This window comes from Streptomyces griseosporeus, assembly GCF_014656055.1.
In the GTDB taxonomy this organism is placed as follows: Bacteria; Actinomycetota; Actinomycetes; order Streptomycetales; family Streptomycetaceae; genus Streptomyces; species Streptomyces griseosporeus.
Map to the genome: position 1 here is coordinate 22275 of NZ_BNBR01000007.1, position 23631 is coordinate 45905.

Consider the following 23631-nt stretch of genomic DNA (forward strand, 5'->3'; position numbering starts at 1 on the left):
GACCGGTGGGTGAGAAACCCCCGAACCCGCACCCTCCAGACCGCGACCACGGGAGCCCCCTCTTGGCCATGCCGCCCAAATCCACGACGACCAAGCACATCTTCGTCACCGGGGGTGTCGCCTCCTCGCTCGGCAAGGGCCTGACCGCCTCCAGCCTCGGCATGCTGCTCAAGGCCCGCGGTCTGCGCGTCGTGATGCAGAAGCTCGACCCGTACATCAACGTCGACCCGGGCACGATGAACCCCTTCCAGCACGGTGAGGTGTTCGTCACCAACGACGGCGCCGAGACCGACCTGGACATCGGCCACTACGAGCGGTTCCTCGACCGCGATCTGGACGGCTCGGCCAACGTCACCACCGGCCAGGTCTACTCGACGGTGATCGCCAAGGAGCGCCGCGGCGAGTACCTGGGCGACACCGTGCAGGTCATCCCGCACATCACCAACGAGATCAAGCACCGCATCCGCCGCATGGCGACGGACGAGGTCGACGTCGTGATCACCGAAGTCGGCGGCACGGTCGGCGACATCGAGTCGCTGCCGTTCCTGGAGACCGTCCGCCAGGTCCGCCACGAGGTCGGCCGCGACAACGTGTTCGTGGTGCACATCTCGCTGCTGCCGTACATCGGCCCCTCCGGCGAGCTGAAGACCAAGCCGACCCAGCACTCGGTCGCCGCCCTGCGCAACATCGGTATCCAGCCGGACGCCATCGTGCTGCGCTGCGACCGCGAGGTCCCGACCGCGATCAAGCGGAAGATCTCCCTCATGTGCGACGTCGACGAGACCGCCGTCGTCGCCTGCCCGGACGCCCGCTCGATCTACGACATCCCGAAGGTCGTGCACACCGAGGGCCTGGACGCCTACGTCGTGCGCAAGCTGGACCTGCCCTTCCGGGACGTGGACTGGACGACCTGGGACGACCTGCTCGACCGCGTCCACAACCCCGACCACGAGGTCACCCTCGCCCTGGTCGGCAAGTACATCGACCTGCCCGACGCCTATCTGTCGGTCACCGAGGCGCTGCGCGCGGGCGGCTTCGCCAACAAGACCCGCGTGAAGATCAAGTGGGTCACCTCCGACGACTGCAAGACCCCGGCCGGCGCCAAGGCCCAGCTGGGCGACGTCGACGGCATCTGCATCCCCGGCGGCTTCGGCGACCGCGGTGTGCTCGGCAAGGTCGGCGCGATCAAGTACGCCCGCGAGAACAGGATCCCGCTGCTCGGCCTCTGCCTGGGCCTGCAGTGCATCGTGATCGAGGCCGCGCGCAACCTGGCCGGCATCCCGGACGCCAACTCCACCGAGTTCGACCCGGCCACCGCCCACCCGGTCATCTCCACCATGGCCGAGCAGCTCGACATCGTCGCGGGCGAGGGCGACATGGGCGGCACGATGCGCCTGGGCATGTACCCGGCCAAGCTCGCCGAGGGCTCCATCGTCCGCGAGGTGTACGACGGCAAGGAGTACGTCGAGGAGCGGCACCGCCACCGCTACGAGGTGAACAACGCCTACCGCGCGGAGCTGGAGAAGAAGGCGGGCATCCTGTTTTCCGGCACCTCCCCGGACGGCAAGCTCGTCGAGTACGTGGAGTACCCGCGTGACGTCCACCCGTACCTGGTCGCCACGCAGGCCCACCCCGAGCTGCGCTCGCGGCCGACGCGCCCGCACCCGCTGTTCGCCGGGCTGGTGAAGGCCGCGGTCGAGCGTCAGCGGGCCGAGAGCGGGCAGAAGGCCTCGAAGTAACACAACGGTTGTACGGTGGCCGGGGCGCGTCCGTTCAACGGCGCGTCCCGGCCCCATACGTGCACGTGGGAGGACAGGGCATGACGATCAGGGACACCGCCGAGGAGTGGGAGATCCGGGCGACGGAGACCCCCTTCACGGGCAACAAGACCTCCGTCCGCACCGACGACGTGGTCATGCCCGACGGCTCCGTGGCCCGCCGGGACTACCAGGTGCACCCGGGCTCGGTCGCCGTGCTCGCCCTGGACGACGAGGACCGCGTGATCGTGCTGCGCCAGTACCGGCACCCGGTGCGGCAGAAGCTGTGGGAGATCCCGGCCGGTCTGCTGGACGTCCCCGGCGAGAACCCGCTGCACGCCGCCCAGCGCGAGCTGTACGAGGAGGCGCACGTCAAGGCCGAGGACTGGCGGGTGCTGACCGACGTCTACACCACGCCCGGCGGCTGCGACGAGGCCGTACGGATCTTCCTCGCCCGGGGGCTGTCCGAGGCCGAGGGCGACCGCTTCCAGGTGGAGCACGAGGAGGCGGACATGGAACTGCGCCGGGTGCCGGTCGAGGACCTGGTGCGGGGCGTGCTCGCGGGGGAGCTGCACAACAACTGCCTGGTGGTGGGCGTGCTGTCCCTCGTCGCGGCGCGCGGCGGGGACGGGCTGGACGCGCTGCGGCCCGCCGAGGCGGCCTGGCCCGCGCGGCCGTTCGAGAGCTGAGGGGCGACGGTTTCCGGCCGTCGGTCCTACCATCCGTTGATCCGATCAGGGGACTCCCGCCCTGTCACCGCCGTGCTCTTCCCGGGACGTTGCAGAGCGTGAACTAGGCTCTGGTGACGCCCGGTCGGAGTCCCGGCGGGCTATGCGCGTGCGGTGGGACGGGAGTGTGGCCCGTGACGGATCAGGCGGTGGACGCAGGCGGCGTACAGCTGTCGGGGCACACGGCCGCGGAGAGCCGGTTCCTGGGCCGTACAAGGGAGTTGAAGGAGCTGCGCGCCGACATCGAGCGCGCCGGACTCGACACCCTCTCGGGCAAGAAGGCGCCCCGCGCGCGCGTGCTGCTCATCGCCGGCCGGCCCGGATCGGGGCGTACCGCCCTCGCCGAGGAGCTGGCCCGCCAGGTCGCCGACCGTTACCCCGACGGGGTGCTGCGGGCCCGGCTGAGCGACCCCGACGGCACGCCCGTCCCCGTGGAGCGTGCCGCCCGCGAGCTGCTCGCCGCGCTGGAGCTGCCGGTGCCGCCCGGGGCCGGCGAGGACGACCTGTCCGCCGAGCTGCGCGAGGCCCTCGGCGACCGCAAGGCGCTGCTGCTGCTCGACGACGCGGCCGGCGCCGAGCAGGTCGACGCCCTGCTGCCGGAGAACCCCGACTGCCTGGTCGTCGCCGTCTCGGCGGGCCCGCTCACCGGCATCGCCGACGTGCGGCCCTGCACCCTGGGCGGGCTGGACACCAAGTCGGCGGTGGAACTGCTGTCGGGGCACACCGGCTCGGTGCGGGTCACCGTCGATCCGCGGGCCGCCGAGGGCCTGGTCGAGGCGTGCCAGGCCCAGCCGGCCGCGCTGATGCTGGCCGGCGGCTGGCTCGCCGCCCGGCCCAAGGCCGCCGTCGCCGACCTCGCCAAGCAGCTGCGCGCCGAGAGCGACGAGGGCACCACGCTGTCCCGGGTCTTCCGGCTCGCCTACACCGCGCTGCCCGCCCCCGCCGCCCGGATACTGCGACTGCTCGCCCTGGCCCCCGCCGGGTACGTCGACCCGCACACCGCCTCCGCGCTGGCCGGCTGCTCGGTCAGCGGGGCCCGCACCACCCTGGACGACTTCGTCGCCCTCGGCCTGCTGCGCGCCGTGGACTCGCCGCTGCCCGAGTACGAGGTGCCCGGCTGTCTGCACCCCCTGCTCAAGGGCCTCACCGAGACCCAGGACCGGCCGGGCGAGCTGCAGCTGGCCCGGGCGCGGATGCTGGAGCGGACCGTGCGGCTGCTGCAGTCCTGCCGTGCGATCACCGAGACCGACAACCCCGACGCCCGCGAGAGGCTCCAGGGGCTGCCCCGCTCGCTGCGCTTCCCGAGCCCGCGGGCGGCCGAGGAGTGGCTGCGCGTGCGCCGGCCCGCCCTGCTGGCCGCCGCGCGGCTCGCCGTCGCCGACGGGGAGCTGGACACCCTGGCAAGGCGGCTGATGTCGCAGCTGGTCAGGGCCATGGTCGCGCACTTCGGCACCCAGGCCGCCGCACCCGACCTGTACGGCGTCCACCGGCTCGTCCTGGACGTGGCCGAGCGGCGCGGACTGCACCGGGAGCAGGCCGCGGCCCTGCTGAACCTGGCCGATCTCGACGCCCGCACCGGCCGGACGGCCGAGGCGCTGACGCGTTATCGCGCGGCTCTGGACGCCGGGCGCCGCGCGGACGACCCGTACGCGACCGGCCGCGCGATGGAATCCGTAGGCGGCGCGTACCTGGAGCTGGGGGACTACGACCGGGCCGCCGACTGGTTCGGCCGCGCCCTGGTCCAGCGGCTGGCCCGGGACGAGCAGGCGGACGCCGCCCGGCTGTACGGCCGGATCGGCGCCGCGCACACCTACGCGGGCCGGTACGGCGAGGCGCAGCGCAACTGGCGGGCGGCCGTCGCCGCCCACCGCAGGAGCGGTGATGTGGCCGCGCAGGCGCGGGCGTTGAGCGAGCTGGCGCGGGTGCAGGAGTACGCCGGGCGGCCCGAGGAGTCGCTGCGCACCTGCCGGGAGGCGGTGGAGTGGGCGCGGCGCGCCGAGGACGTGCGGCTCCAGGCCGCGCTGCACCTGCGGCTGGCCGACACGCTGGACCACCTCGGCGACCCGGCCACGGCCACTCTCCATCGCGGCACGGCCGAGCGCATGCTGGGAGAGGAGGCCCAGGAGAGCGAGCCAGAGCCGGAAGAGGGCACTCAGGCCTGCGAAATCCGTAGTGCATCCGGCGAAGATTGATGCAATGAAAGGCTAGACAGCCGGAACGCCTTCATTAAACTGGCTCTGCCGCACGTTCTCCTGCGGTGTCTCCCGGTGTGCCCGGTCTGTCCGTGCATGCCGGGGTATGTCTGTCATGCACTACATTCCCCTGAGCCAAGGACCGTGATCGACGTGAAGGTCGGCATCCCCCGCGAGGTCAAGAACAACGAGTTCCGGGTGGCCATCACCCCCGCCGGCGTGCACGAGCTGGTGCGCAACGGCCACCAGGTCGTCATCGAGCGCGGCGCCGGCGTCGGCTCCTCGATCACGGACGCCGAGTACGTCGCCGCCGGCGCCGCGATCCTGGACACGGCCGACGAGGTCTGGGCCACCGCCGACCTGCTGCTGAAGGTCAAGGAGCCCATCGCCGAGGAGTACCACCGCCTCCGCAAGGACCAGACGCTCTTCACCTACCTGCACCTGGCCGCCTCCAAGGAGTGCACGGACGCGCTCGTCGAGTCCGGCACCACGGCCATCGCCTACGAGACCGTCGAGCTGCCCAACCGCTCCCTGCCGCTGCTCGCCCCGATGTCCGAGGTCGCGGGCCGCCTGGCCCCGCAGGTCGGCGCCTACCACCTGATGCGCGCGGCCGGCGGCCGCGGCGTGCTGCCCGGCGGCGTCCCCGGCGTCACCCCGGCCAAGGCCGTCGTGATCGGCGGCGGCGTCTCCGGCTGGAACGCCACCCAGATCGCCGTCGGCATGGGCTTCGACGTGACCCTGCTCGACCGCGACATCAACAAGCTGCGCGAGGCCGACAAGATCTTCGGCACGAAGGTCAAGGCGATCATGTCCAACTCCTTCGAGCTGGAGAAGGCCGTCCTGGACGCCGACCTCGTCATCGGCGCCGTGCTCATCCCGGGAGCCAAGGCCCCGAAGCTGGTCACCAACGAACTGGTGTCCCGGATGAAGCCCGGAAGTGTCCTTGTCGACATCGCGATCGACCAGGGCGGCTGCTTCGAGGACTCGCACCCGACCACGCACGCCGAGCCGACCTTCAAGGTCCACGACTCGGTCTTCTACTGCGTCGCCAACATGCCCGGCGCGGTGCCGAACACCTCCACCAACGCCCTCACCAACGCGACGCTGCCGTACATCGTCTCGCTCGCCAACAACGGCTGGGTCGAGGCGCTGCGCCGTGACCCCGCGCTCGCCAAGGGTCTCAACACCCATGACGGCAAGGTCGTTTACAAGGAGGTCGCCGAGGCCCACGGCCTGGAGCACGTCGAGCTGGAGAGCCTGCTCGGCTGACCGACGGGATCAAGTCGACTCCGCGCAAAAGGCGATTCGTCAACAGAGGTCGTCAACCCCGCGCAACCGGCCGGACCTTGCCCGACAAGGTCCGGCCGGATGTGTGTATGGTCACTTTGCGACGCTCGGTCAACTCGCCTCGAACGTATCCCTTCAACCGATTCGCACACCGGTGAAACCTGCTGTGCGACGGCCGTACGCCCTTGACAGCGGGATGTTTCATTGCCGACACATCGGGCCGGGTCCGGGTGATTGTGTTGCTGCGGACGCCCGACACGCCATAGAGTCGCCAACCGTCGGCATGGTGCCACGCTGACCTTGTCTAGAAGTTTCCTGGTCACCAAGGAGGTAAGACGACTTGTGAATGAGTCGACATTTTCTCCCGGGGGTGGTCAACCAGGAATGCCTACGCGGGGGCAGGGCTCCACGGGGCTACAGGCTGTCGGCTCCGTCGCTGTCCGCACCTTCGCAGCCCACCAGAGCCAAGCCAGCCCCCACATGGCTCAGACAGCACACCAGAGCATGGATGGCCAACACGTGAACGCCATGGCCGGCGACGGAAGTGGCGCGCCCCACAACCACTTCGCCGACTACGACGAACTGCCCGAAGGGCACTTCTACGACCCCGACGCCGAGTACGAGCCCGACCCCGAGTACGCGGCCACGCTCGCGCCCGACGCCGCCCGCCAGCGCCGCGAGCGCGTCGGTCCGACCGGGCGGCCGCTGCCGTACTTCCCGATCCCGGGCCCGCTGACCGACCACGGCCCCGCGAAGATCATCGCGATGTGCAACCAGAAGGGCGGCGTCGGCAAGACGACGTCGACCATCAACCTGGGTGCCGCGCTCGCGGAGTACGGCCGGCGCGTGCTGCTCGTGGACTTCGACCCGCAGGGCGCGCTGTCGGTGGGTCTCGGTGTCAACCCGATGGAGCTCGACCTCACCGTCTACAACCTGCTCATGGAGCGGGGCATGTCGGCCGACGAGGTCCTGCTGAAGACCGCGGTCCCCAACATGGACCTGCTGCCCAGCAACATCGACCTGTCGGCGGCCGAGGTCCAGCTGGTCAGCGAGGTCGCGCGCGAGTCCACGCTGCAGCGCGCGCTCAAGCCGCTGCTGCCGGACTACGACTTCATCGTCATCGACTGCCAGCCCTCGCTCGGCCTGCTCACGGTCAACGCGCTGACGGCCGCGCACAAGGTGATCGTGCCGCTGGAGTGCGAGTTCTTCGCGCTGCGCGGTGTCGCGCTGCTGACCGAGACGATCGAGAAGGTCCAGGAGCGGCTCAACCCCGACCTGGAGCTCGACGGCATCCTCGCCACGATGTACGACTCGCGCACGGTCCACAGCCGCGAGGTGCTGGCCCGTGTGGTCGAGGCGTTCGACGACCACGTGTACCACACGGTCATCGGCCGCACGGTGCGCTTCCCGGAGACCACGGTCGCCGGCGAGCCGATCACCACGTACGCCTCCAACTCCGTCGGTGCCGCCGCCTACCGCCAGCTCGCCAGGGAGGTGCTCGCCCGGTGTCACGCCGAGTGAGTCTGCCGGGGGCCGACGAACTCTTCCGTACGACAGGGGGGATGGCGCTCCAGCCGTCCACGCCCCGGCGGGCGCCCAACGGCGAGGCCCGGGTGCCCGCTCCCGCGGGGGAGGGCGACGCCGTCGCGGCCGCCGTGCCGGACGACGCGCCGCAGTCCGTGCCCGCGCAGGCCGGTGACGGCGACGGCGCGGAGCACGTGGCGGTCGACGCCGAGCCGGCCGTCGCGGGCGAGTCGCGCAGCCGGGGGACGGCGGCCGAGCGGTCGGCGCGACGCCAGTCGGCACAGCAGTCCGCGGCGTCCGCGCAGGGCGCGCAGTCCGCGCAGGAAGGTTCTGCCACCGCCGCGCAGCCGCGCCGGCGGGGACGGGCCGCCACGCGGCGGCCCAGCGGGCGCGAGCGGCACGACGAGAAGATCACCGTCTATGTCTCCGCCGAGGAGCTCATGGACCTCGAACACGCCCGGCTGGTGCTGCGCGGCGAGCACGGCCTGGCCGTGGACCGCGGTCGCATCGTCCGCGAGGCCGTCGCCGTCGTCCTCGCCGACCTGGAGACCCGCGGGGACGCCAGCATCCTCGTACGGCGGCTGCGGGGCCGCTAGAGCCTGTCTTTTCGGGTCACCCCGGTGCCGCGTCTCCACAGGCACGCCGGGAGCACGCGCGCCGAGCGCCGCGCGACCCGCCCTGCCGTCGGGCGACGCACGTCCGGCGACGGGACCTAGCGGTACCCTGCCGGGGCCATGACCTCGTACGACGCCTCCGCCTCCGACGGCCGGCCGGCCCCGGGCCCCCAGCCCGCCCGCCGCCGCGCCCTCGGCCGGGGGCCGGGCACCGCCCCGGACCGCGCCGAGCCGGATGCGGGACAGCAGGGTCTGCCGGAGCCGGAGCAGGAGCCGGCACCGATGCCTGAGCCTGAGCCCGCCGGGGAGGATGCCCTGCCGGGCCCGGCGCCCGAGGTGGCCGAGCCTGGCCCCGACGGTGCCTCGGCGGGGACGGAGCCGGAGGCCGGCGGGACGGACGTGTCCGCCGAGGCGGCGGCCGTACCGGCGGAGGACGAGCAAGCCGGGCCCCCGACGGCGGCGACCGTGACCCCACCCACCGGGTCGGTCGAGGGTGACGCCGCGTCCGCCGACGGCGGAGGGGACGCCGACGGGCGGTTCAAGGTGCGGCTCGCCAACTTCGAGGGGCCGTTCGATCTGCTGTTGCAGCTGATCGCCAAGCACAAGCTGGACGTCACCGAGGTCGCGCTGTCCAGGGTGACCGACGAGTTCATGGCGTACATCCGGGCGATGGGACCGGACTGGGACCTCGACGAGACCACCGAGTTCCTCGTCGTCGCCGCCACCCTGCTCGACCTCAAGGCCGCCCGGCTGCTGCCCGCCGCCGAGGTCGAGGACGAGGCCGACCTGGCGCTGCTGGAGGCGCGGGACCTGCTCTTCGCGCGGCTGCTGCAGTACCGCGCGTACAAGCAGATCGCCGACATCTTCAGCCGGCGGCTGGACGACGAGGCCCGGCGCTATCCCCGTACCGTCGGACTCGAACCCCAGCACGCCGACCTGCTGCCCGAGGTCGTCATCAGCATCGGCCCGGAAGGGTTCGCGAGGCTCGCCGTCAAGGCGATGCAGCCCAAGCCGAAACCCCAGGTGTACGTCGACCACATCCACGCCCCGCTGGTCAGCGTGCAGGAGCAGGCCGGGATCGTCGTCGCCCGCCTGAAGGAGCTGGGCGAGGCCAGCTTCCGGGCCCTGGTCGAGGACACCGACGACACCCTCACCGTCGTCGCCCGCTTCCTGGCGCTGCTGGAGCTGTACCGGGAGAAGGCCGTCGCCCTGGAGCAGGAGACCGCCCTCGGGGACCTGCTCGTGCGCTGGACCGGCGGGGAAGGGGACGCCCAGCCGAGGGTGACCGACGAGTTCGACCGGCCGCCGGAGAAGGCCGGGGAGGAGAAGAAGCCGTGAGCGAACCCGCCGCCCTGAGCGACCCCGCAGCCGAGGCCCCCGCCGGGACGCGGTCCGTCGGCGACCTCGACCTCAAGCCGGCGCTGGAGGCCGTCCTCATGGTCGTCGACGAGCCCGCCGGCGAGGAACACCTCGCGAGGATCCTGGAACGGCCCCGGCGCCGGATCGCCGACGCGCTGCGCGAGCTGGCCGACGAGTACGCCACCCAGGGCCGCGGCTTCGAGCTGCGGTACGTGGCGGGCGGCTGGCGGTTCTACACCCGCCCCGAGTACGCCGCCGCCGTGGAGAAACTGGTCCTGGACGGACAGACCGCCCGCCTCACCCAGGCGGCCCTGGAGACCCTGGCGGTCGTCGCCTACCGCCAGCCGGTCAGCCGCAGCCGCGTCTCGGCGGTGCGCGGAGTCAACTGCGACGGCGTGATGCGCACCCTCCTCCAGCGCGGTCTGGTCGAGGAGGCGGGCACGGAACCCGAAACAGGTGCGATCCTGTACAGGACGACGAACTACTTTCTGGAGCGGATGGGCCTGCGAGGTCTGGACGAGCTCCCGGAGCTCGCGCCCTTCCTCCCGGAGGCGGAGGCGATCGAGGCCGAGACCCAGGAAGGGGTGCCGTCGTTCGACCCGGACGCTCCCGATGACGCGCCGGGTCCGCTCCGGGCCACCCGGGGCACCGACGACGACGAAGACGACCAGACGGAACTTTGATGCGAAGCAGCGGCAAGAGCGGCGGGCGCGGTAACTACCGCGGGGCCGGCAACGACAGGGACCAGAAGCAGGGGCAGGGCCGCCCCCGCAAGCCCCGCCCCGAGGAGCGCCGCTACGACGTGGGTCCCGGCGCCACCAAGGACGGCCCGAAGTCCGGGCGCGGGGCCTCCGCGCGCGGCGGTGCCAAGGGCGGCCCGCAGAGCGGCGCCAAGAAGCCCCAGCAGCGCGGCCGTACGGCCCCGGCGCGCCCGCGGGAGTACGAGGCGCAGATCGAGGAGCGCAACCGCGAGCGGTACGCGGGCAAGAAGGACGTCAAGCTGCCGAAGACCTTCCCCGGCGCCGAGCAGGAGGGCGAGCGCCTGCAGAAGGTCCTCGCCCGCGCCGGCTTCGGCTCCCGGCGCGCCTGCGAGGAGCTGATCGACCAGGCCAGGGTCGAGGTGAACGGCGAGATCGTCACCGAGCAGGGCAAGCGGGTCGACCCGGAGAAGGACGAGATCAAGGTCGACGGGCTGACCGTCGCCACCCAGCGCTACCAGTTCTTCGTGCTGAACAAGCCGGCCGGTGTCGTCTCCACCATGGAGGACCCGGAGGGCCGCCAGTGCCTCGGTGACTACGTCACCAACCGCGAGACCCGGCTCTTCCACGTCGGCCGCCTCGACACCGAGACCGAGGGTGTCATCCTGCTCACCAACCACGGCGAGCTGGCGCACCGGCTGACCCACCCCAAGTACGGCGTGAAGAAGACCTACCTCGCCGCCATCGTCGGCCCCATCCCGCGCGACCTGGGCAAGCGGCTGAAGGACGGCATCCAGCTGGAGGACGGCTACGCCCGCGCGGACCACTTCCGGGTCGTCGAGCAGACCGGCAAGAACTACCTCGTCGAGGTCACCCTGCACGAGGGCCGCAAGCACATCGTGCGCCGCATGCTGGCCGAGGCCGGCTTCCCCGTCGAGAAGCTGGTGCGCACCGCCTTCGGCCCCATCACCCTGGGCGACCAGAAGTCGGGCTGGCTGCGCCGGCTGTCCAACACCGAGGTCGGCATGCTGATGAAGGAAGTCGATCTGTAGAAGCCGCTTGTGCCGGCACACCACCCCCTTTTATAGTCACTCTGACTATGAAAGGGGGTGGTCGTCGTGCTGGGCTACGACAAGCACGCCTACGAGCCCTTCGCCGTCACCGTCGACCTCGCCGTCCTCACCCTGCGCGCGGGCGCGCTGCACGTCCTGCTCGTCCAGCGCGGCCAGGAGCCGTACGCCGGACAGTGGGCGCTGCCCGGCGGCTTCCTGCTGCCCGACGAGTCCGCGGAGACGGCCGCCCGGCGTGAACTCGCCGAGGAGACCGGCCTGAGCGACGTCTCCGGACTGCACCTGGAGCAGCTGCGCACCTACAGCGAGCCCGGCCGCGACCCCCGGATGCGGGTCGTCTCCGTCGCCTTCACCGCCCTGTTGCCCGACGCCCCCGAGGCCCACGGCGGCTCCGACGCGGCGCAGGCCCGCTGGACGCCGTACGACAGCGCCGGGCCGCTCGCCTTCGACCACGACCGGATCCTCGCCGACGCCCGTGAACGCGTCGGCGCCAAGCTGGAGTACACCAGCCTCGCGACCGCCTTCTGCCCGCCCGAGTTCACCCTCGGCGAGCTCCAGCAGGTCTACGAGGCGGTGTGGGGGACCCGCCTGGACAAGCCCAACTTCCGGCGCAAGGTGCTCGCCTCGCCCGGCTTCGTCGAACCCGTCCCCGGCGCCGCCCGCCTCACCTCCGGTCGCGGCAAGCCCGCCGCCCTCTACCGCGCCGGCGAGGCCGCCGGACTGCACCCGCCGCTGCTCCGACCGTCCCGGGAAGGACGCCCCGCATGACCACCACCGTGCGCAAACAGGCCGCCACCGGCGCTCTCCTGGGCCTCGCCCTCGGTGACGCGCTCGGCTTTCCGACCGAGTTCAACGACGTGCCGTCGATCCTCGCCAAGTGCGGACCCTGGCGGGAGATGGAGCTGCCCCGGCCGGCGATCGTCACCGACGACACCCAGATGACCCTCGCCCTCGGCCGCGGCCTGCGCACCGCCATGGACCGCGGCAGCCTCGCCCCCAAGCGGCTGGAGCGGCCCGTGCGGGAGGAGTTCGTGGACTGGCTGCACTCCCCGGACAACAACCGCGCCCCCGGCAACACCTGCCTCACCGCCTGCCACCTGCTCGGCGACGACACCCGCCGCTGGCAGGACGCCAGCCAGATCCACTCCAAGGGCTGCGGCGCCAACATGCGCGTCGCCCCGATCGGCCTCGTGCCCGGCCTCAGCGACGAACAGCGCTCCGGCGCCGCCCAGTTGCAGTCCGCCCTCACCCACGGCCACCCCACCGCGCTCGCCGCCTCCGACCTCACCGCCCACGCCGTACGGCTGCTCGCCCAGGGCGCCGACCCGACCGGCCTGGTCGGACTGCTCCGGTCCTACGCCCTCGACCACCGCACCCACTACGACCACACCTGGCTCGGCGACCTGTGGACCCGCAGCCAGGACCCGAGCCCCGAGCACTTCATCGCCCGCGGCTGGGACGAGTGCCTGGCCGTCCTGGAGCGGCTGCAGCGTGCGGCGCGGACCGTCTCCCCGGAGACCGACCCGTGCCTGGCCACCGGCGACGGCTGGATCGCCGAGGAGGCCCTGGCCACCGGCCTGCTGTGCTTCCTGCTCTTCCCCGACGAACCGCTGACCGCGCTGCGCCGCGCCGCCTGCACCAAGGGCGACTCCGACTCCATCGCCTGCCTGACCGGCGCCTTCGCGGGCGCCTGGCTCGGCCCGGACGCCTGGCCGGCCGAGTGGGCGGACCGCATCGAGTACCACGGCGAGCTGGTCGCGCTCGGGGCGCTCTGGGACCGGTAGCCGACCCCGGGGGCGACGTACCCCGGACCGCATCCCCGGAGGAGGCGTGCCGGCCGCAGCGGCCCGGAGCGCCGGTGTCTCAGGAGGCGGGCGCCGCGTACCGGTCCCCCGCGGGCTGACTAGGCTGGACGGCCGTAGAGCCGAGACGCGTGGACACGCGCGCAACCAGCAAGGAGCGACGCCGTGGCGGTACGAGCGGTGCGGGGCGCCGTCCAACTCGAACGGGACGAGGCCGGGCACATGGACGAGCAGGTCGGAGCCCTGCTCACCGCCCTTCTGGAGCGGAACGGGCTGACCACCGACGACCTGATCAGCATCTGGTTCACGGCCACGCCCGACCTGCACAGCGACTTCCCGGCCGCCGCCGCCCGCAAGCTCGGCATCACCGACGTGCCGCTGATCTGCGCGCAGGAACTCGACATCGAGGGCGCCATGCCCCGCGTCGTGCGGGTCCTCGCGCACATCGAGTCCGACAAGCCCCGCGCGGACATCGCGCACGTCTACCTCGGCGCCGCGGCCGCTCTCCGTAAGGACATCGCCCAGTGAGGACCGCACTCGTCATCGGCACCGGCCTGATCGGCACCTCCGCCGCCCTCGCCCTGGCCCAGCGCGGGGTGACCGTCCACCTCGCCGACCACGACCCCGAGCAGGCCCGTACCGCCGCCGCCCTCGGCGCCGGCACCGACGAGGCCCCCGAGGGCTCCGTCGACCTGGCGATCGTCGCCGCCCCGCCCGCCCACGTGGCCGCCGTGCTCGCCGACGCCATGCGCCGCGGGGTGGCCCGCGGCTACCTCGACGTGGCCAGCGTCAAGGGCGGCCCGCGCCGTGAGCTGGAGGCCCTCGGCCTCGACCTGTCGTCGTACATCGGCAGCCACCCCATGTCCGGCCGGGAGAAGTCCGGCCCGCTGGCCGCCACCGGCGACCTGTTCGAGGGCCGGCCCTGGGTGCTCACCCCCACCCGGGACACCGACACCGAGGCGCTGAACCTCGCCCTGGAGCTGGTCTCGCACTGCCGGGCCGTGCCGGTCGTCATGGACGCCGACGCCCACGACCGCGCCGTCGCCCTCGTCTCCCACATGCCCCACCTGGTCTCCAGCATGGTCGCCGCCCGCCTGGAGAACGCCGAGGAGGCCGCCGTACGGCTGTGCGGACAGGGCATCCGGGACGTGACCCGCATCGCCGCCTCCGACCCGCGCATGTGGATCGACATCCTCTCCGCCAACCCCGGGCCGGTCGCCGACCTGCTCACCGACGTCGCCGCCGACCTGGAGGAGACCGTGCGGGCGCTGCGGGCGCTGCAGTCCTCCGACGAGTCCAAGCGCCGCGAGGGCACCTCCGGCATCGAGGACGTGCTGCGGCGCGGCAACGCCGGGCAGATCCGGGTACCCGGCAAGCACGGCAGCGCTCCGCGGACGTACGAGGTCGTGGCCGTCCTCATCGACGACCAGCCCGGCCAGCTCGCCCGGATCTTCGCCGACGCGGGCATGGCGGGCGTCAACATCGAGGACGTACGCATCGAGCACGCCACCGGGCAGCAGGCCGGTCTGGTGCAGCTGATGGTGGAACCGAAGGCGGCACCGGTGCTGACCGCCGCCCTGCGTGAGCGCGGCTGGGCCCTCCGCCAGTAGGGGGGCCTCCGGCGAGCCAGTAACCTTGTGCGGGGCGCCCTCCTTACGGGCCTGGCGTCCCGCACCCCACCACCGCAGCGCACCAGGAAGGTGTCCCCCCGTGGAAAACGGCGCCGCCCAGCCCGTGATTGTCGCCATCGACGGCCCCTCCGGCACGGGCAAGTCGAGCACGTCCAAGGCCGTGGCCGCCCAGCTCGGCCTGAGCTACCTGGACACCGGTGCCCAGTACCGGGCGATCACCTGGTGGATGGTGACCAACGGCATCGACATCGACGACCCGTCGGCGATCGCCGCCGTGGCCGGCAAGCCGGAGATCGTCTCCGGTACGGACCCGAACGCCCCGACGATCACCGTCGACGGCACCGACGTCTCCGCCCCGATCCGCACCCAGGAGGTCACCTCCAAGGTCAGCGCGGTCAGCGCGGTCCCCGAGGTGCGGGCCCGGATCACCGAGCTGCAGCGCTCCATCGCGGCCGGCGCGGAGCACGGCATCGTCGTCGAGGGCCGTGACATCGGTACGACCGTGCTGCCCGACGCCGACCTGAAGATCTTCCTCACCGCCTCGCCGGAGGCCCGCGCCGCCCGTCGCAGCGGCGAGCTGAAGGGCGCCGACCTGCACTCCACCCGCGAGGCGCTGCTCAAGCGGGACGCGGCCGACTCCAGCCGCAAGACCTCCCCGCTGGCCAAGGCCGACGACGCCGTGGAGGTCGACACCACCGACCTCACGCTGGCGCAGGTCATCGAGTGTGTCGTCACCCTCGTCGAGGAGAAGCGGGCAGGGAAGTGACACAAGCCTCGGAGCGTGGCGCCGACATCGGGCGGCGCATCGGCGTCGGCCTGATGTACGGGCTGTGGCGTCCGCGGGTGCTCGGCGCCTGGCGGGTACCGGCGAGCGGGCCGGTCATCCTCGCCGTCAACCACTCCCACAACATCGACGGCCCCATGGTCATGGGCGTGGCACCCCGGCCCGTGCACTTCCTGATCAAGAAGGAGGCGTTCGTCGGGCCGCTCGACCCCTTCCTGACCGGCATCGGCCAGCTGAAGGTGGACCGGACGACCGCCGACCGCACGGCGATCACGCAGGCCCTCGACGTCCTCACGGCCGGCGGGGTCCTCGGGATCTTCCCGGAGGGCACCCGCGGCGAGGGCGACTTCGCCTCGCTGCGGGCCGGGCTCGCCTACTTCGCGGTCCGCAGCGGCGCGCCCATCGTGCCCGTGGCCGTCCTGGGAAGTTCCGACCGGCCCGGACGGTTGATAAAGGCGCTGCCCCCGCTGCGCTCCCGCGTCGACGTCGTCTTCGGCGACCCCTTCGCGGCGGGCGACGGAAGCGGCCGGCGCACCCGCAAGGCCCTGGACGAGGCCACCGAACGCATCCAGAAGCAGCTCACCCGCCACCTGGAAAACGCCAGGCGCCTCACCGGGCGCTAGGCCACACTGAGTAGTGGATCAGCCGGACATGTCGGGCCGGTCCACCGATCACCACGAATGAACGACGAGGTACGGACTTCATGAACGACCACATCCAGCCCGACGGCTCGGACGCGCACGAGCACGATCACGGGGCGCTCGGCGACGCCGAGTACGCGGAGTTCATGGAGCTCGCCGCGGAAGAGGGCTTCGACCTGGAGGACGTCGAGGGCGCGATCGAGGCGGCCGGCCACGGCCCGCTGCCGGTGCTCGCCGTCGTCGGCCGCCCCAATGTCGGCAAGTCGACTCTCGTCAACCGGATCATCGGCCGCCGCGAGGCCGTCGTCGAGGACAAGCCCGGCGTCACCCGCGACCGCGTCACCTACGAGGCCGAGTGGGCGGGCCGCCGCTTCAAGGTCGTCGACACCGGCGGCTGGGAGCAGGACGTCTTCGGCATCGACGCCTCCGTGGCCGCGCAGGCCGAGTTCGCCATCGACGCCGCCGACGCGGTCGTCTTCGTCGTCGACGCCAAGGTCGGCGCCACCGACACCGACGAGGCCGTCGTACGGCTGCTGCGCAAGGCCGGCAAGCCCGTCGTACTGTGCGCCAACAAGGTCGACGGCCCGAGCGGCGAGGCCGACGCGGCCTACCTGTGGAACCTCGGCCTGGGCGAGCCGCACCCCGTCTCCGCGCTGCACGGCCGCGGCACCGGCGACATGCTGGACGCCGTCCTGGAGGCGCTGCCCGAGGCGCCCGAGCAGTCCTTCGGCGGCGCCGGGCTCGGCGGCCCGCGCCGCATCGCGCTGATCGGCCGCCCGAACGTCGGCAAGTCCTCGCTGCTGAACAAGGTGGCCGGCGAGGAGCGCGTCGTCGTCAACGAACTCGCCGGCACCACCCGCGACCCGGTCGACGAGCTGATCGAACTGGGCGGCGTGACCTGGAAGTTCGTCGACACGGCGGGCATCCGCAAGCGCGTCCACCTCCAGCAGGGCGCCGACTACTACGCCTCGCTGCGCACGGCCGCCGCCGTGGAGAAGGCCGAGGTCGCGGTCATCCTGATCGACGCCTCCGAGTCCATCTCCGTCCAGGACCAGCGCATCGTCACCATGGCCGTCGAGGCGGGCCGCGCGATCGTCCTCGCCTTCAACAAGTGGGACACCCTCGACGAAGAGCGCCGCTACTACCTGGAGCGGGAGATCGAGACCGAGCTGGGCCAGGTCTCCTGGGCGCCCCGGGTCAACGTCTCCGCGCGCACCGGCCGCCACATGGAGAAGCTGGTCCCGGCGATCGAGACCGCGCTGGCCGGCTGGGAGACCCGCGTACCCACGGGCCGCCTGAACGCCTTCCTCGGCGAGCTGGTCGCCGCCCACCCGCACCCGATCCGCGGCGGCAAGCAGCCGCGCATCCTCTTCGGCACCCAGGCCGGCACCAAGCCGCCCCGGTTCGTGCTGTTCGCCTCCGGCTTCATCGAGGCCGGCTACCGGCGCTTCATCGAGCGCCGCCTGCGCGAGGAGTTCGGCTTCGAGGGGACGCCGATCCACATCTCCGTGCGGGTGCGGGAGAAGCGCGGCGCGAAGAGGAAGTAGCAGCCGCGTCGCCGCTGGGGCGTCGCGGTCAGCCGAAAGGGCGGTCCCTCCCGGAGGGACCGCCCTTTTCCGCTGCCACGGACCGGGTCAGCCGTCGCCGCGCCGGCCGGGCGGCAGCGCGGCCGGGACGTGGTGCGTGCCCGAGCCCTGCGGTCCGATGTGCCCCACGCGCTGCCACTGCGACTGCTGCCGCGCGGTGAACGCGCCCACGCTGTACGCGCTGTAGGAACCGGAGCCGGTCGGCGGGGCCGGCCGGTACGGGTTGTGCCCGAAGGCGCTGAACCCCAGCTCCTCCTCACCGCTGCGGTCACCCGGCAGCGTACGGAAGGACTTGACGTACTCGGCGTAGAGCGCGTCGTAGATCGGCGTGGCCGATGGGCTGCCCAGGGGGTCCTGGCGGCGGGGGGCGTCGTAGGTGTGCACGTACAGCCAAACGACGCCGGCGCGCCGAAGGATGCGGCCCCGCGGCCTGGTTCGGCGGGCCCGGGGCGGGTCCTCAGGTGCCCGCGAGCGGCAGCGCGGCGGCCACCAGCTTCCCGTTCGCCGCCGCCTTGTCCAGCGCGTCGCGCAGCAGGTCCTCGCGCGGCTGGCGGCCGATGGAGCCGACCGGGGCCGCGTACATCAGCACCTGCTGGTGCTTGTTGGCGGCGGCCCGCCAGCCCTCGGTGACCTGGAGCGGCTGGTGGGCCTGCCACCAGGCCACCGGCTGGCCGCCGTCGGGGCCCGGCTGGAGCACCGCGTGCAGCTGGCCCATGGCGAGCAGCACCGACCAGCCGTGCAGCACCGGCGGTACGCCGGTCAGCTCGGTCATCGGCATGAACCCCTGCTCGATCAGCAGCGGCAGGAAGTCGTCGCCGGCGCCGGTCGTGCCGGGCCGCACGATCGGGGCGGTGGGCTCGACGACCAGGGCCGGGTGCAACTCCCCGGCGATCAGCACGAGTCCGCTGGTGACGCCGAGCACGGCCTGCTCGGGGACGGACTTCTCGGGCTCGGTCACCGCCGGGGCGGCGGCCGCGGGGGCGATGTCCCCGCCGATGGAGCGGACGGCGCCCTGGAGCTGCGCCTCGGTGACCTGGACGACCTGCGAGGGCAGGCAGCCCGCGTGGGCGAAGGCGAGCACGGCGGTCTCGTCGCCGATGAACAGCACGGTGCTGGTGGGCTCGCGCTCGGAGTCGCCGGGGGTGCGGCAGGAGGTGCAGTCGTAACTGCCGGGGGCGTTGTCTCCGGCGAGCAGCCGGTCGGCTTCTTCGTCGCCGATCTCGGCACGTACCTCGTCGCTGACGTCGAGCATGCGCGGCACGGGTGGCTCCCTCGGGATGCGGTGCGTTGGCGAGGCCGGGAGGGTCCCCGGCTCATGAAGGACTCAACGGGCGATCTGTGGTGGGAGTCACGCACCCGGCGGAACGGAATCCCAGCGTTGGAAGCGCACGGTGACCCCCGCCCCGGAATCGGTCACTCACCGTCAGAAGGGTTCGGCGTCAAGGAAGTTGACGTGGTGAAGTGAGTCACGGTTTAACGGGATCCGGTGAGAGCGTATCCGGATATATCCGGATGTAATGGGTGACCGAAATTCGCCGATACCGGCGGTAACGGCGAACTGGCCTGGAAGAAACGTCCCTTGGTTGATGACGGCCCGCCCGGCTCCCTACATTCCTCCGCCGTGTGCAACGAGCACCGCTCGGGTACGTCCGCCGACCGCACCACCACACGGCTTCCAGCAGTTCGACCCACGGCGGACGGGGCGAGCGCACACCGACGCGTCCTTGCGCGCCGGTGGCGCTCCGCCTTGGGGAACCCCGAGTTGTTCGAGAGGGAACTTCATGTCCGAATGTGCCGATAACACTCGCGGAAACGCTCGGAAGACCCGTACGACGGCGGTCCTCGCCGGGGCGGCGCTGCTCGCGCCCCTCGGCCTGCTCGCCGCGACCGGCAACGCCGCGGCGGCGGACGGCGGAGTGTGGGACCGCATCGCCCAGTGCGAGAGCGGCGGCAACTGGCACATCAACACCGGCAACGGCTACTACGGCGGGCTGCAGTTCTCCGCCTCCACCTGGCGCGCGTACGGCGGCACGGCCTACGCGCCGACCGCCGACCAGGCCTCCAGGGACCAGCAGATCGCCGTCGCCACCAAGGTCCAGCGCGCCCAGGGATGGGGCGCCTGGCCGGTCTGCTCGGCCCGCGCCGGGGCGTACGGCAGCGCACCCCAGGCATCCGGCGGCGGTACGGCGAGCAAGTCGTCGAAGTCGTCCTCCGGCGCCGCGGGGACCGGGACGTCGACGAAGAAGTCGGCCACGAAGTCGGGCACCTGGAAGCCCGCCGAGGCGCCGGCCCGGTCCGGCGACCGCAGCGACCGCGGCAGCTCCCGCGGCGACTACACCGTCCGCGAGGGCGACACGCTCAGCACCATCGCCGCCCGGCACGGCACCAGCTGGCAGCGGATCTACGCCGCCAACCGGGCCGTCATCGGCGGCGACCCCGACCTCATCGTGCCCGGGCAGCGCCTCGAACTCTGAGCCCGTGCCCGCGGGTTCATGATCCGACCCCGTCCGGTCCGTCGACCGGGCGGGGTCGCGGCGTGCGGCGGCGCTCCCGTTCGCCTGCCTCGCCGGCGAACACGACCGCGCCCCGGCTCAGTTCGTACACGAACACCCGCCGGCCGCGCAGGGCGGGCGGCAGCCGCTGCTCGGCGAGGACCACACAGGCGTCGAGACGGGCCAGCAGTTCGTACGTCCGTGCCGCCGCCGCCGGGGCCATGCCCTGGGCGGGCTCGTCGACCAGCACCACGCGCGCGCGTGCCAGCAGGGCGCGGGAGACGGCGAGCATGCGCTGCTCCCCGCCGGAGAGCGTGCCGGCGCGGCGGGGGAGGAGCGGGCGCAGCTGCGGGTAGGCGGCGAGGGCCGGGCCGGGGTCCGGTGCGGTGAGGCCGAGGTTCTCGCGCACCGTGAGCGAGCCGAACACGGCCTGCCGGTCGGGGACCAGGCACAGTCCGCGCCGGGCGCGTTCGTGGGCGGGCAGCCGGGTCACGTCCACGCCGTCCCACAGCACCGCGCCGCCCGACAGCGGCACCGTGCCGGCGAGGGCGCGCAGGACGGTGCTGCGGCCGGAGCCGTTGCGGCCCAGCAGCACGGTCAGGCCGGGGCCGGGCGCGGCGAGCGTGACGCCGTGCAGGGCCTCCAGGGGGCCGTAGCGCACGCGCGCGTGGCGCAGGGCGACGGTGGTCACGGCGTGCTCCCGGTGAGGACCCGGGCGGGCGGGCCCGAGGCGACGACACGGCCCGCCGCCATCACGTGGACGACGTCGGCGAGGCCGGCGACCAGGTCGAGGTCGTGCTCGACGACGAGCAGGGCGGTGCCGTCGGCGGCGAGCGCCCTGAGCAGCCGGGCCAGGGCCGCGACCTCGGCGCCGTCCAGACCCGCGGCCGGTTCGTCCAGCAGCAGCACGCGGGGGGTGCCGGCGAGGGCGCGGGCCAGCTCCACGCGGCGCAGGGTGCCGGTGGGGAGGGCTGCGGCTGGTTGGGTGCGGAGGTCGTCGAGGTGGAGCAGGTGGAGGGTGCGGTCGACCGCGGCGGTGGGGTCGGGGGTGGCGGTCTGTTCCGCGCCGACGCGGACGTTGTCGTTGACGGTGAGGGTCGGGAAGACGGCCAGTTGCTGGAACGTGCGGGCGATGCCGAGGCGGGTGCGGGTGTGGGGTGGGGTGTGGGTGATGTCCCGGCCCCGGTAGAGGATGCGGCCGTGGGTCGGGCGCAGGGTTCCCGCGAGGCAGTGGAAGAGGGTGGTCTTTCCGGCGCCGTTGGGGCCGACCACTGCCGTGACCTGGCCTGGGTGCAGGGTGAGGGTCACGTCGGCGAGGGCGGTGAAGTCGGCGTAGCGGGCGTGGAGGTGGTGGGCGGTGAGGATCGGTGTGCCGGCCGGTGCCGGGGCGGTGGGTCGTGCGGGTGCGGTGTCCCGTGCGGGGGCGTGGGTGGGCACGCGGCCTTCGGCCGCGTCCGGGTTCCCACCCGCACCACCCGTGCAACTTTCGTTGTCGGGTGCGGGTGGCCCCTGCCGGGGCTCCTCGCCGTCGGCGGCTGCCGCCCGGCGGGGCCTTGCGCCTGCGCCGCCCGCCACGCCTCCGATGCCTCCCACGCCACCCCCGCGTGCCCTCGCCACGCGGGCTCGGGTCGCCGTGCCCAGGGGCGTGAGGCGTGCCGGCTGCCGCGGGCGCAGGCGGTTCGCCGCATCCCTCAGGGCCTCGTACGGGCCCTCCGGGAGGCGGCCCACCAGGACCGTCAGGACGCCGAGCGTCGCCGCCGCCACCCCGCCCCGGGTGCCCGCGTCCAGACCGACCAGCAGGGCCGCGGCGGCCAGGGCGCCCAGTGTGCTGTCGGCGCCGAGGACGACGACCGCCGCGAACCAGAGCAGGCCGCGCACGGGGTCGTAGGCCCCCGGGTCGAAGGCGCGCAGGCCCATGCCGAGGAGGCCGCCGCCCAGCGCGGCCAGCGCGGCGCCCGCGACGAACGCCAGGAGCTTCAGCGACGGCACCCGGACGCCCGCCGCCGACGCCCCCGCCTCGTCGTCGCGCAGCGCCGCCAGCGCCCGGCCCGTGCGGCCCCGGCGCAGCAGCCTTGCCGCCAGCAGAGCGGCGCAGAGGAGGGCCAGTTCCAGGACGTAGTAGGCGCGGTCTCCCTCGAAGCCCGCCGGGCGGCCCAGCGACAGGCCTGCCGTGACGTACGGCTGGGCGAAGACGAAGCGGCTCACCCCGACGCCCACCGCGAACGTCGCCAGCGCCAGCGCCAGGCCGTGGCGGTGGATCGCCGGCCGGCCCGTCAGCAGCCCCAAGGGGGCGACCAGGAGGACGGACAGGGCCAGGGCGGGCAGTTCCGGCACCTGCGGCAGCCCCGGGAAACGGCCCGCCGCCAGCAGGGCAGTGAACAGGGCGCCCAGACCCGCGTACGCCGCCTGCCCCAGGGAGATCTGCCCGCCGCGGCCGGTGACGACCACCAGCGACAGCAGCACCACGCCGAGCGCCGGCACCTGGACCGCGGTGTGCAGGTCGGAACCGGCGAGGCCCAGCGGCAGCAGGAACAGCACCACCGCCACCAGCCACGCCCCGGGCGGCTCCGGCACCCGCGCGGTGACCGCGCGCGGCAGCGCGTCCCGCGCCCCCACCCCGGGCAGGACCAGCGCGGCGACCAGCAGCGCCACCACGAACAGGTTCGCGCCGACCGCCTGCACCAGCGGCGCCGCCCACCCCTGCGGATGCAGCCGCGTCAACTGGCTCTGCGCCACCCCGACGGCCAGCGCCACCCCGACCGCCACCGGCAGGCTGCGCATCCGTGCGGCGACCGCGACCGCGACCACCTCCATCACCAGCAGCGGCAGCCCGTACGGGTCCAGCCGCACGTACGGCGCCAGCAGCACGCCCGTCAGGCCCGCCGTGAACGACCCGAACGCCCAGCCCGCCGCCGCCACCCGGTCCGCGTCCACGCCGCCCAGCACGGCCAGCCCCCGGTCGTCCACGACCGCCCGCAGCTCCCGCCCGAACCGCGTCCAGCGGGTCACCGCCCCGACCGCCGCCGCCAGCACCAGCGCCACCGCCAGCTGCCCCCACGGCTCGACCGGCACCAGGTCCGGCGCGTCGTCGCGGGCCCCCTGCCCCCACACCAGCGCCGCCCCGCCCACCAGCAGCACGAACACCCCGATGGACGCCACCAGGGTCTGCGCCGGGTCGCCGCCCAGCACCGACAGCGGACGGAAGACGAACCGTTCCAGCACCACCCCGATGCCCGGCGCGACCACCATCAGCGTCAGCACCGCCGCCGGCCACAGCGGCCACCCCCAGCCGGCCACGCACTGCCGCAGCACGTACGCGCACACCATCGCGATCGCCCCGTGCGCGAAGTTCAGTACCCCGGTCGCCCGGTACGTCACGATCAGCCCGACCCCGGTGAGCGCGGCGGCGGCGCCGACCGACAGACCGGCCAGCGTCAGGTCGTACGTCAGCGAGGACATGGACGAG

21 protein-coding genes are annotated in these 23631 nt (G+C 73.2%); 17 read left to right on the forward strand and 4 right to left on the reverse strand.

What is annotated here, in order from left to right; translation table 11 throughout:
• Positions 1-68: 68 nt before the first annotated feature.
• The 16 genes from pyrG (at position 69) to der (ending at position 17634) form a co-directional block, all read left to right on the forward strand.
• A complete protein-coding gene (gene pyrG, locus IE308_RS29285; RefSeq protein WP_110627189.1) occupies positions 69-1739 on the forward strand; it encodes a CTP synthase in 1671 nt (556 codons plus the stop codon).
• Between the two features lie 80 nt (positions 1740-1819).
• Positions 1820-2446 carry an NUDIX domain-containing protein gene (locus IE308_RS29290; RefSeq protein WP_110627188.1) on the forward strand — a complete coding sequence of 209 codons (627 nt, stop codon included), beginning with the start codon at positions 1820-1822 and terminating at the stop codon, positions 2444-2446.
• Between the two features lie 173 nt (positions 2447-2619).
• A complete protein-coding gene (locus IE308_RS29295) occupies positions 2620-4677 on the forward strand; it encodes a tetratricopeptide repeat protein (protein ID WP_190220237.1) in 2058 nt (685 codons plus the stop codon).
• A gap of 144 nt (positions 4678-4821) precedes the next feature.
• A complete protein-coding gene (gene ald / locus IE308_RS29300) occupies positions 4822-5946 on the forward strand; it encodes an alanine dehydrogenase (RefSeq protein ID WP_190220238.1) in 1125 nt (374 codons plus the stop codon).
• 402 nt (positions 5947-6348) lie between these two features.
• On the forward strand, positions 6349-7485 hold the full coding sequence (locus IE308_RS29305) for a ParA family protein (protein ID WP_110627185.1): 1137 nt from the start codon (positions 6349-6351) through the stop codon (positions 7483-7485).
• Positions 7470-8084, forward strand: coding sequence for a hypothetical protein (locus IE308_RS29310; protein WP_190220239.1), 615 nt, complete (start codon positions 7470-7472; stop codon positions 8082-8084). Before IE308_RS29305 ends, IE308_RS29310 begins: the two co-directional genes overlap by 16 nt.
• Positions 8085-8222: 138 nt before the next feature.
• Positions 8223-9440, forward strand: a complete 1218-nt coding sequence (locus IE308_RS29315; RefSeq protein WP_190220240.1) for a segregation and condensation protein A — start codon at positions 8223-8225, stop codon at positions 9438-9440.
• A 14-nt stretch (positions 9441-9454) separates the two neighbouring features.
• Positions 9455-10144 (forward strand): SMC-Scp complex subunit ScpB, encoded by a 690-nt coding sequence (gene scpB, locus IE308_RS29320; RefSeq protein ID WP_110636221.1) that lies wholly within the window; start codon positions 9455-9457, stop codon positions 10142-10144.
• On the forward strand, positions 10144-11211 hold the full coding sequence (locus IE308_RS29325; protein WP_190220241.1) for a pseudouridine synthase: 1068 nt from the start codon (positions 10144-10146) through the stop codon (positions 11209-11211). The genes scpB and IE308_RS29325 overlap by 1 nt, the downstream gene beginning before the upstream one ends.
• A 57-nt stretch (positions 11212-11268) precedes the next feature.
• Positions 11269-11997: an NUDIX hydrolase gene (locus IE308_RS29330; protein ID WP_229909239.1), complete on the forward strand. Its 729-nt coding sequence runs from the start codon at positions 11269-11271 to the stop codon at positions 11995-11997.
• Positions 11994-13013, forward strand: coding sequence for an ADP-ribosylglycohydrolase family protein (locus IE308_RS29335; RefSeq protein ID WP_190220242.1), 1020 nt, complete (start codon positions 11994-11996; stop codon positions 13011-13013). The genes IE308_RS29330 and IE308_RS29335 overlap by 4 nt, the downstream gene beginning before the upstream one ends.
• Positions 13014-13196: 183 nt before the next feature.
• Complete coding sequence (aroH, locus tag IE308_RS29340; protein ID WP_110627179.1) at positions 13197-13559, forward strand: chorismate mutase; 363 nt, start codon at positions 13197-13199, stop codon at positions 13557-13559.
• Complete coding sequence (locus IE308_RS29345; RefSeq protein WP_190220243.1) at positions 13556-14641, forward strand: prephenate dehydrogenase; 1086 nt, start codon at positions 13556-13558, stop codon at positions 14639-14641. Before aroH ends, IE308_RS29345 begins: the two co-directional genes overlap by 4 nt.
• A 100-nt stretch (positions 14642-14741) precedes the next feature.
• Positions 14742-15428, forward strand: a complete 687-nt coding sequence (gene cmk / locus IE308_RS29350) for a (d)CMP kinase (RefSeq protein ID WP_110627177.1) — start codon at positions 14742-14744, stop codon at positions 15426-15428.
• A 53-nt stretch (positions 15429-15481) separates the two neighbouring features.
• Positions 15482-16069 (forward strand): lysophospholipid acyltransferase family protein, encoded by a 588-nt coding sequence (locus IE308_RS29355; protein ID WP_229909270.1) that lies wholly within the window; start codon positions 15482-15484, stop codon positions 16067-16069.
• An 80-nt stretch (positions 16070-16149) separates the two neighbouring features.
• Positions 16150-17634, forward strand: coding sequence for a ribosome biogenesis GTPase Der (gene der, locus IE308_RS29360; RefSeq protein WP_190220245.1), 1485 nt, complete (start codon positions 16150-16152; stop codon positions 17632-17634).
• An 87-nt stretch (positions 17635-17721) separates the two neighbouring features.
• Here der and IE308_RS29365 read toward each other — a convergent pair whose 3' ends face one another.
• Together IE308_RS29365 and IE308_RS29370 are read right to left on the reverse strand one after the other, a co-directional pair.
• Entirely contained in the window at positions 17722-18057 is a 336-nt protein-coding gene (locus IE308_RS29365) for a hypothetical protein (RefSeq protein WP_190220246.1), read from the reverse strand.
• A gap of 73 nt (positions 18058-18130) precedes the next feature.
• Positions 18131-18934 carry a DUF8842 C-terminal domain-containing protein gene (locus tag IE308_RS29370; protein ID WP_110627173.1) on the reverse strand — a complete coding sequence of 268 codons (804 nt, stop codon included), beginning with the start codon at positions 18932-18934 and terminating at the stop codon, positions 18131-18133.
• 520 nt (positions 18935-19454) lie between these two features.
• On the opposite strand from IE308_RS29370, the gene IE308_RS29375 reads away from it, so the two are divergent.
• A complete protein-coding gene (locus IE308_RS29375) occupies positions 19455-20147 on the forward strand; it encodes a LysM peptidoglycan-binding domain-containing protein (RefSeq protein ID WP_110627172.1) in 693 nt (230 codons plus the stop codon).
• Positions 20148-20163: 16 nt separating this feature from the next.
• Here IE308_RS29375 and IE308_RS29380 read toward each other — a convergent pair whose 3' ends face one another.
• Both IE308_RS29380 and IE308_RS29385 read right to left on the reverse strand, forming a co-directional pair.
• Positions 20164-20856 carry an ATP-binding cassette domain-containing protein gene (locus tag IE308_RS29380; protein WP_190220247.1) on the reverse strand — a complete coding sequence of 231 codons (693 nt, stop codon included), beginning with the start codon at positions 20854-20856 and terminating at the stop codon, positions 20164-20166.
• The gene (locus IE308_RS29385; RefSeq protein WP_190220486.1) at positions 20853-23624 is read right to left on the reverse strand and encodes an ABC transporter permease subunit; all 2772 of its coding nucleotides are present in this window, start codon (positions 23622-23624) and stop codon (positions 20853-20855) included. Before IE308_RS29385 ends, IE308_RS29380 begins: the two co-directional genes overlap by 4 nt.
• Between the last annotated feature and the right edge of the window lie 7 nt (positions 23625-23631).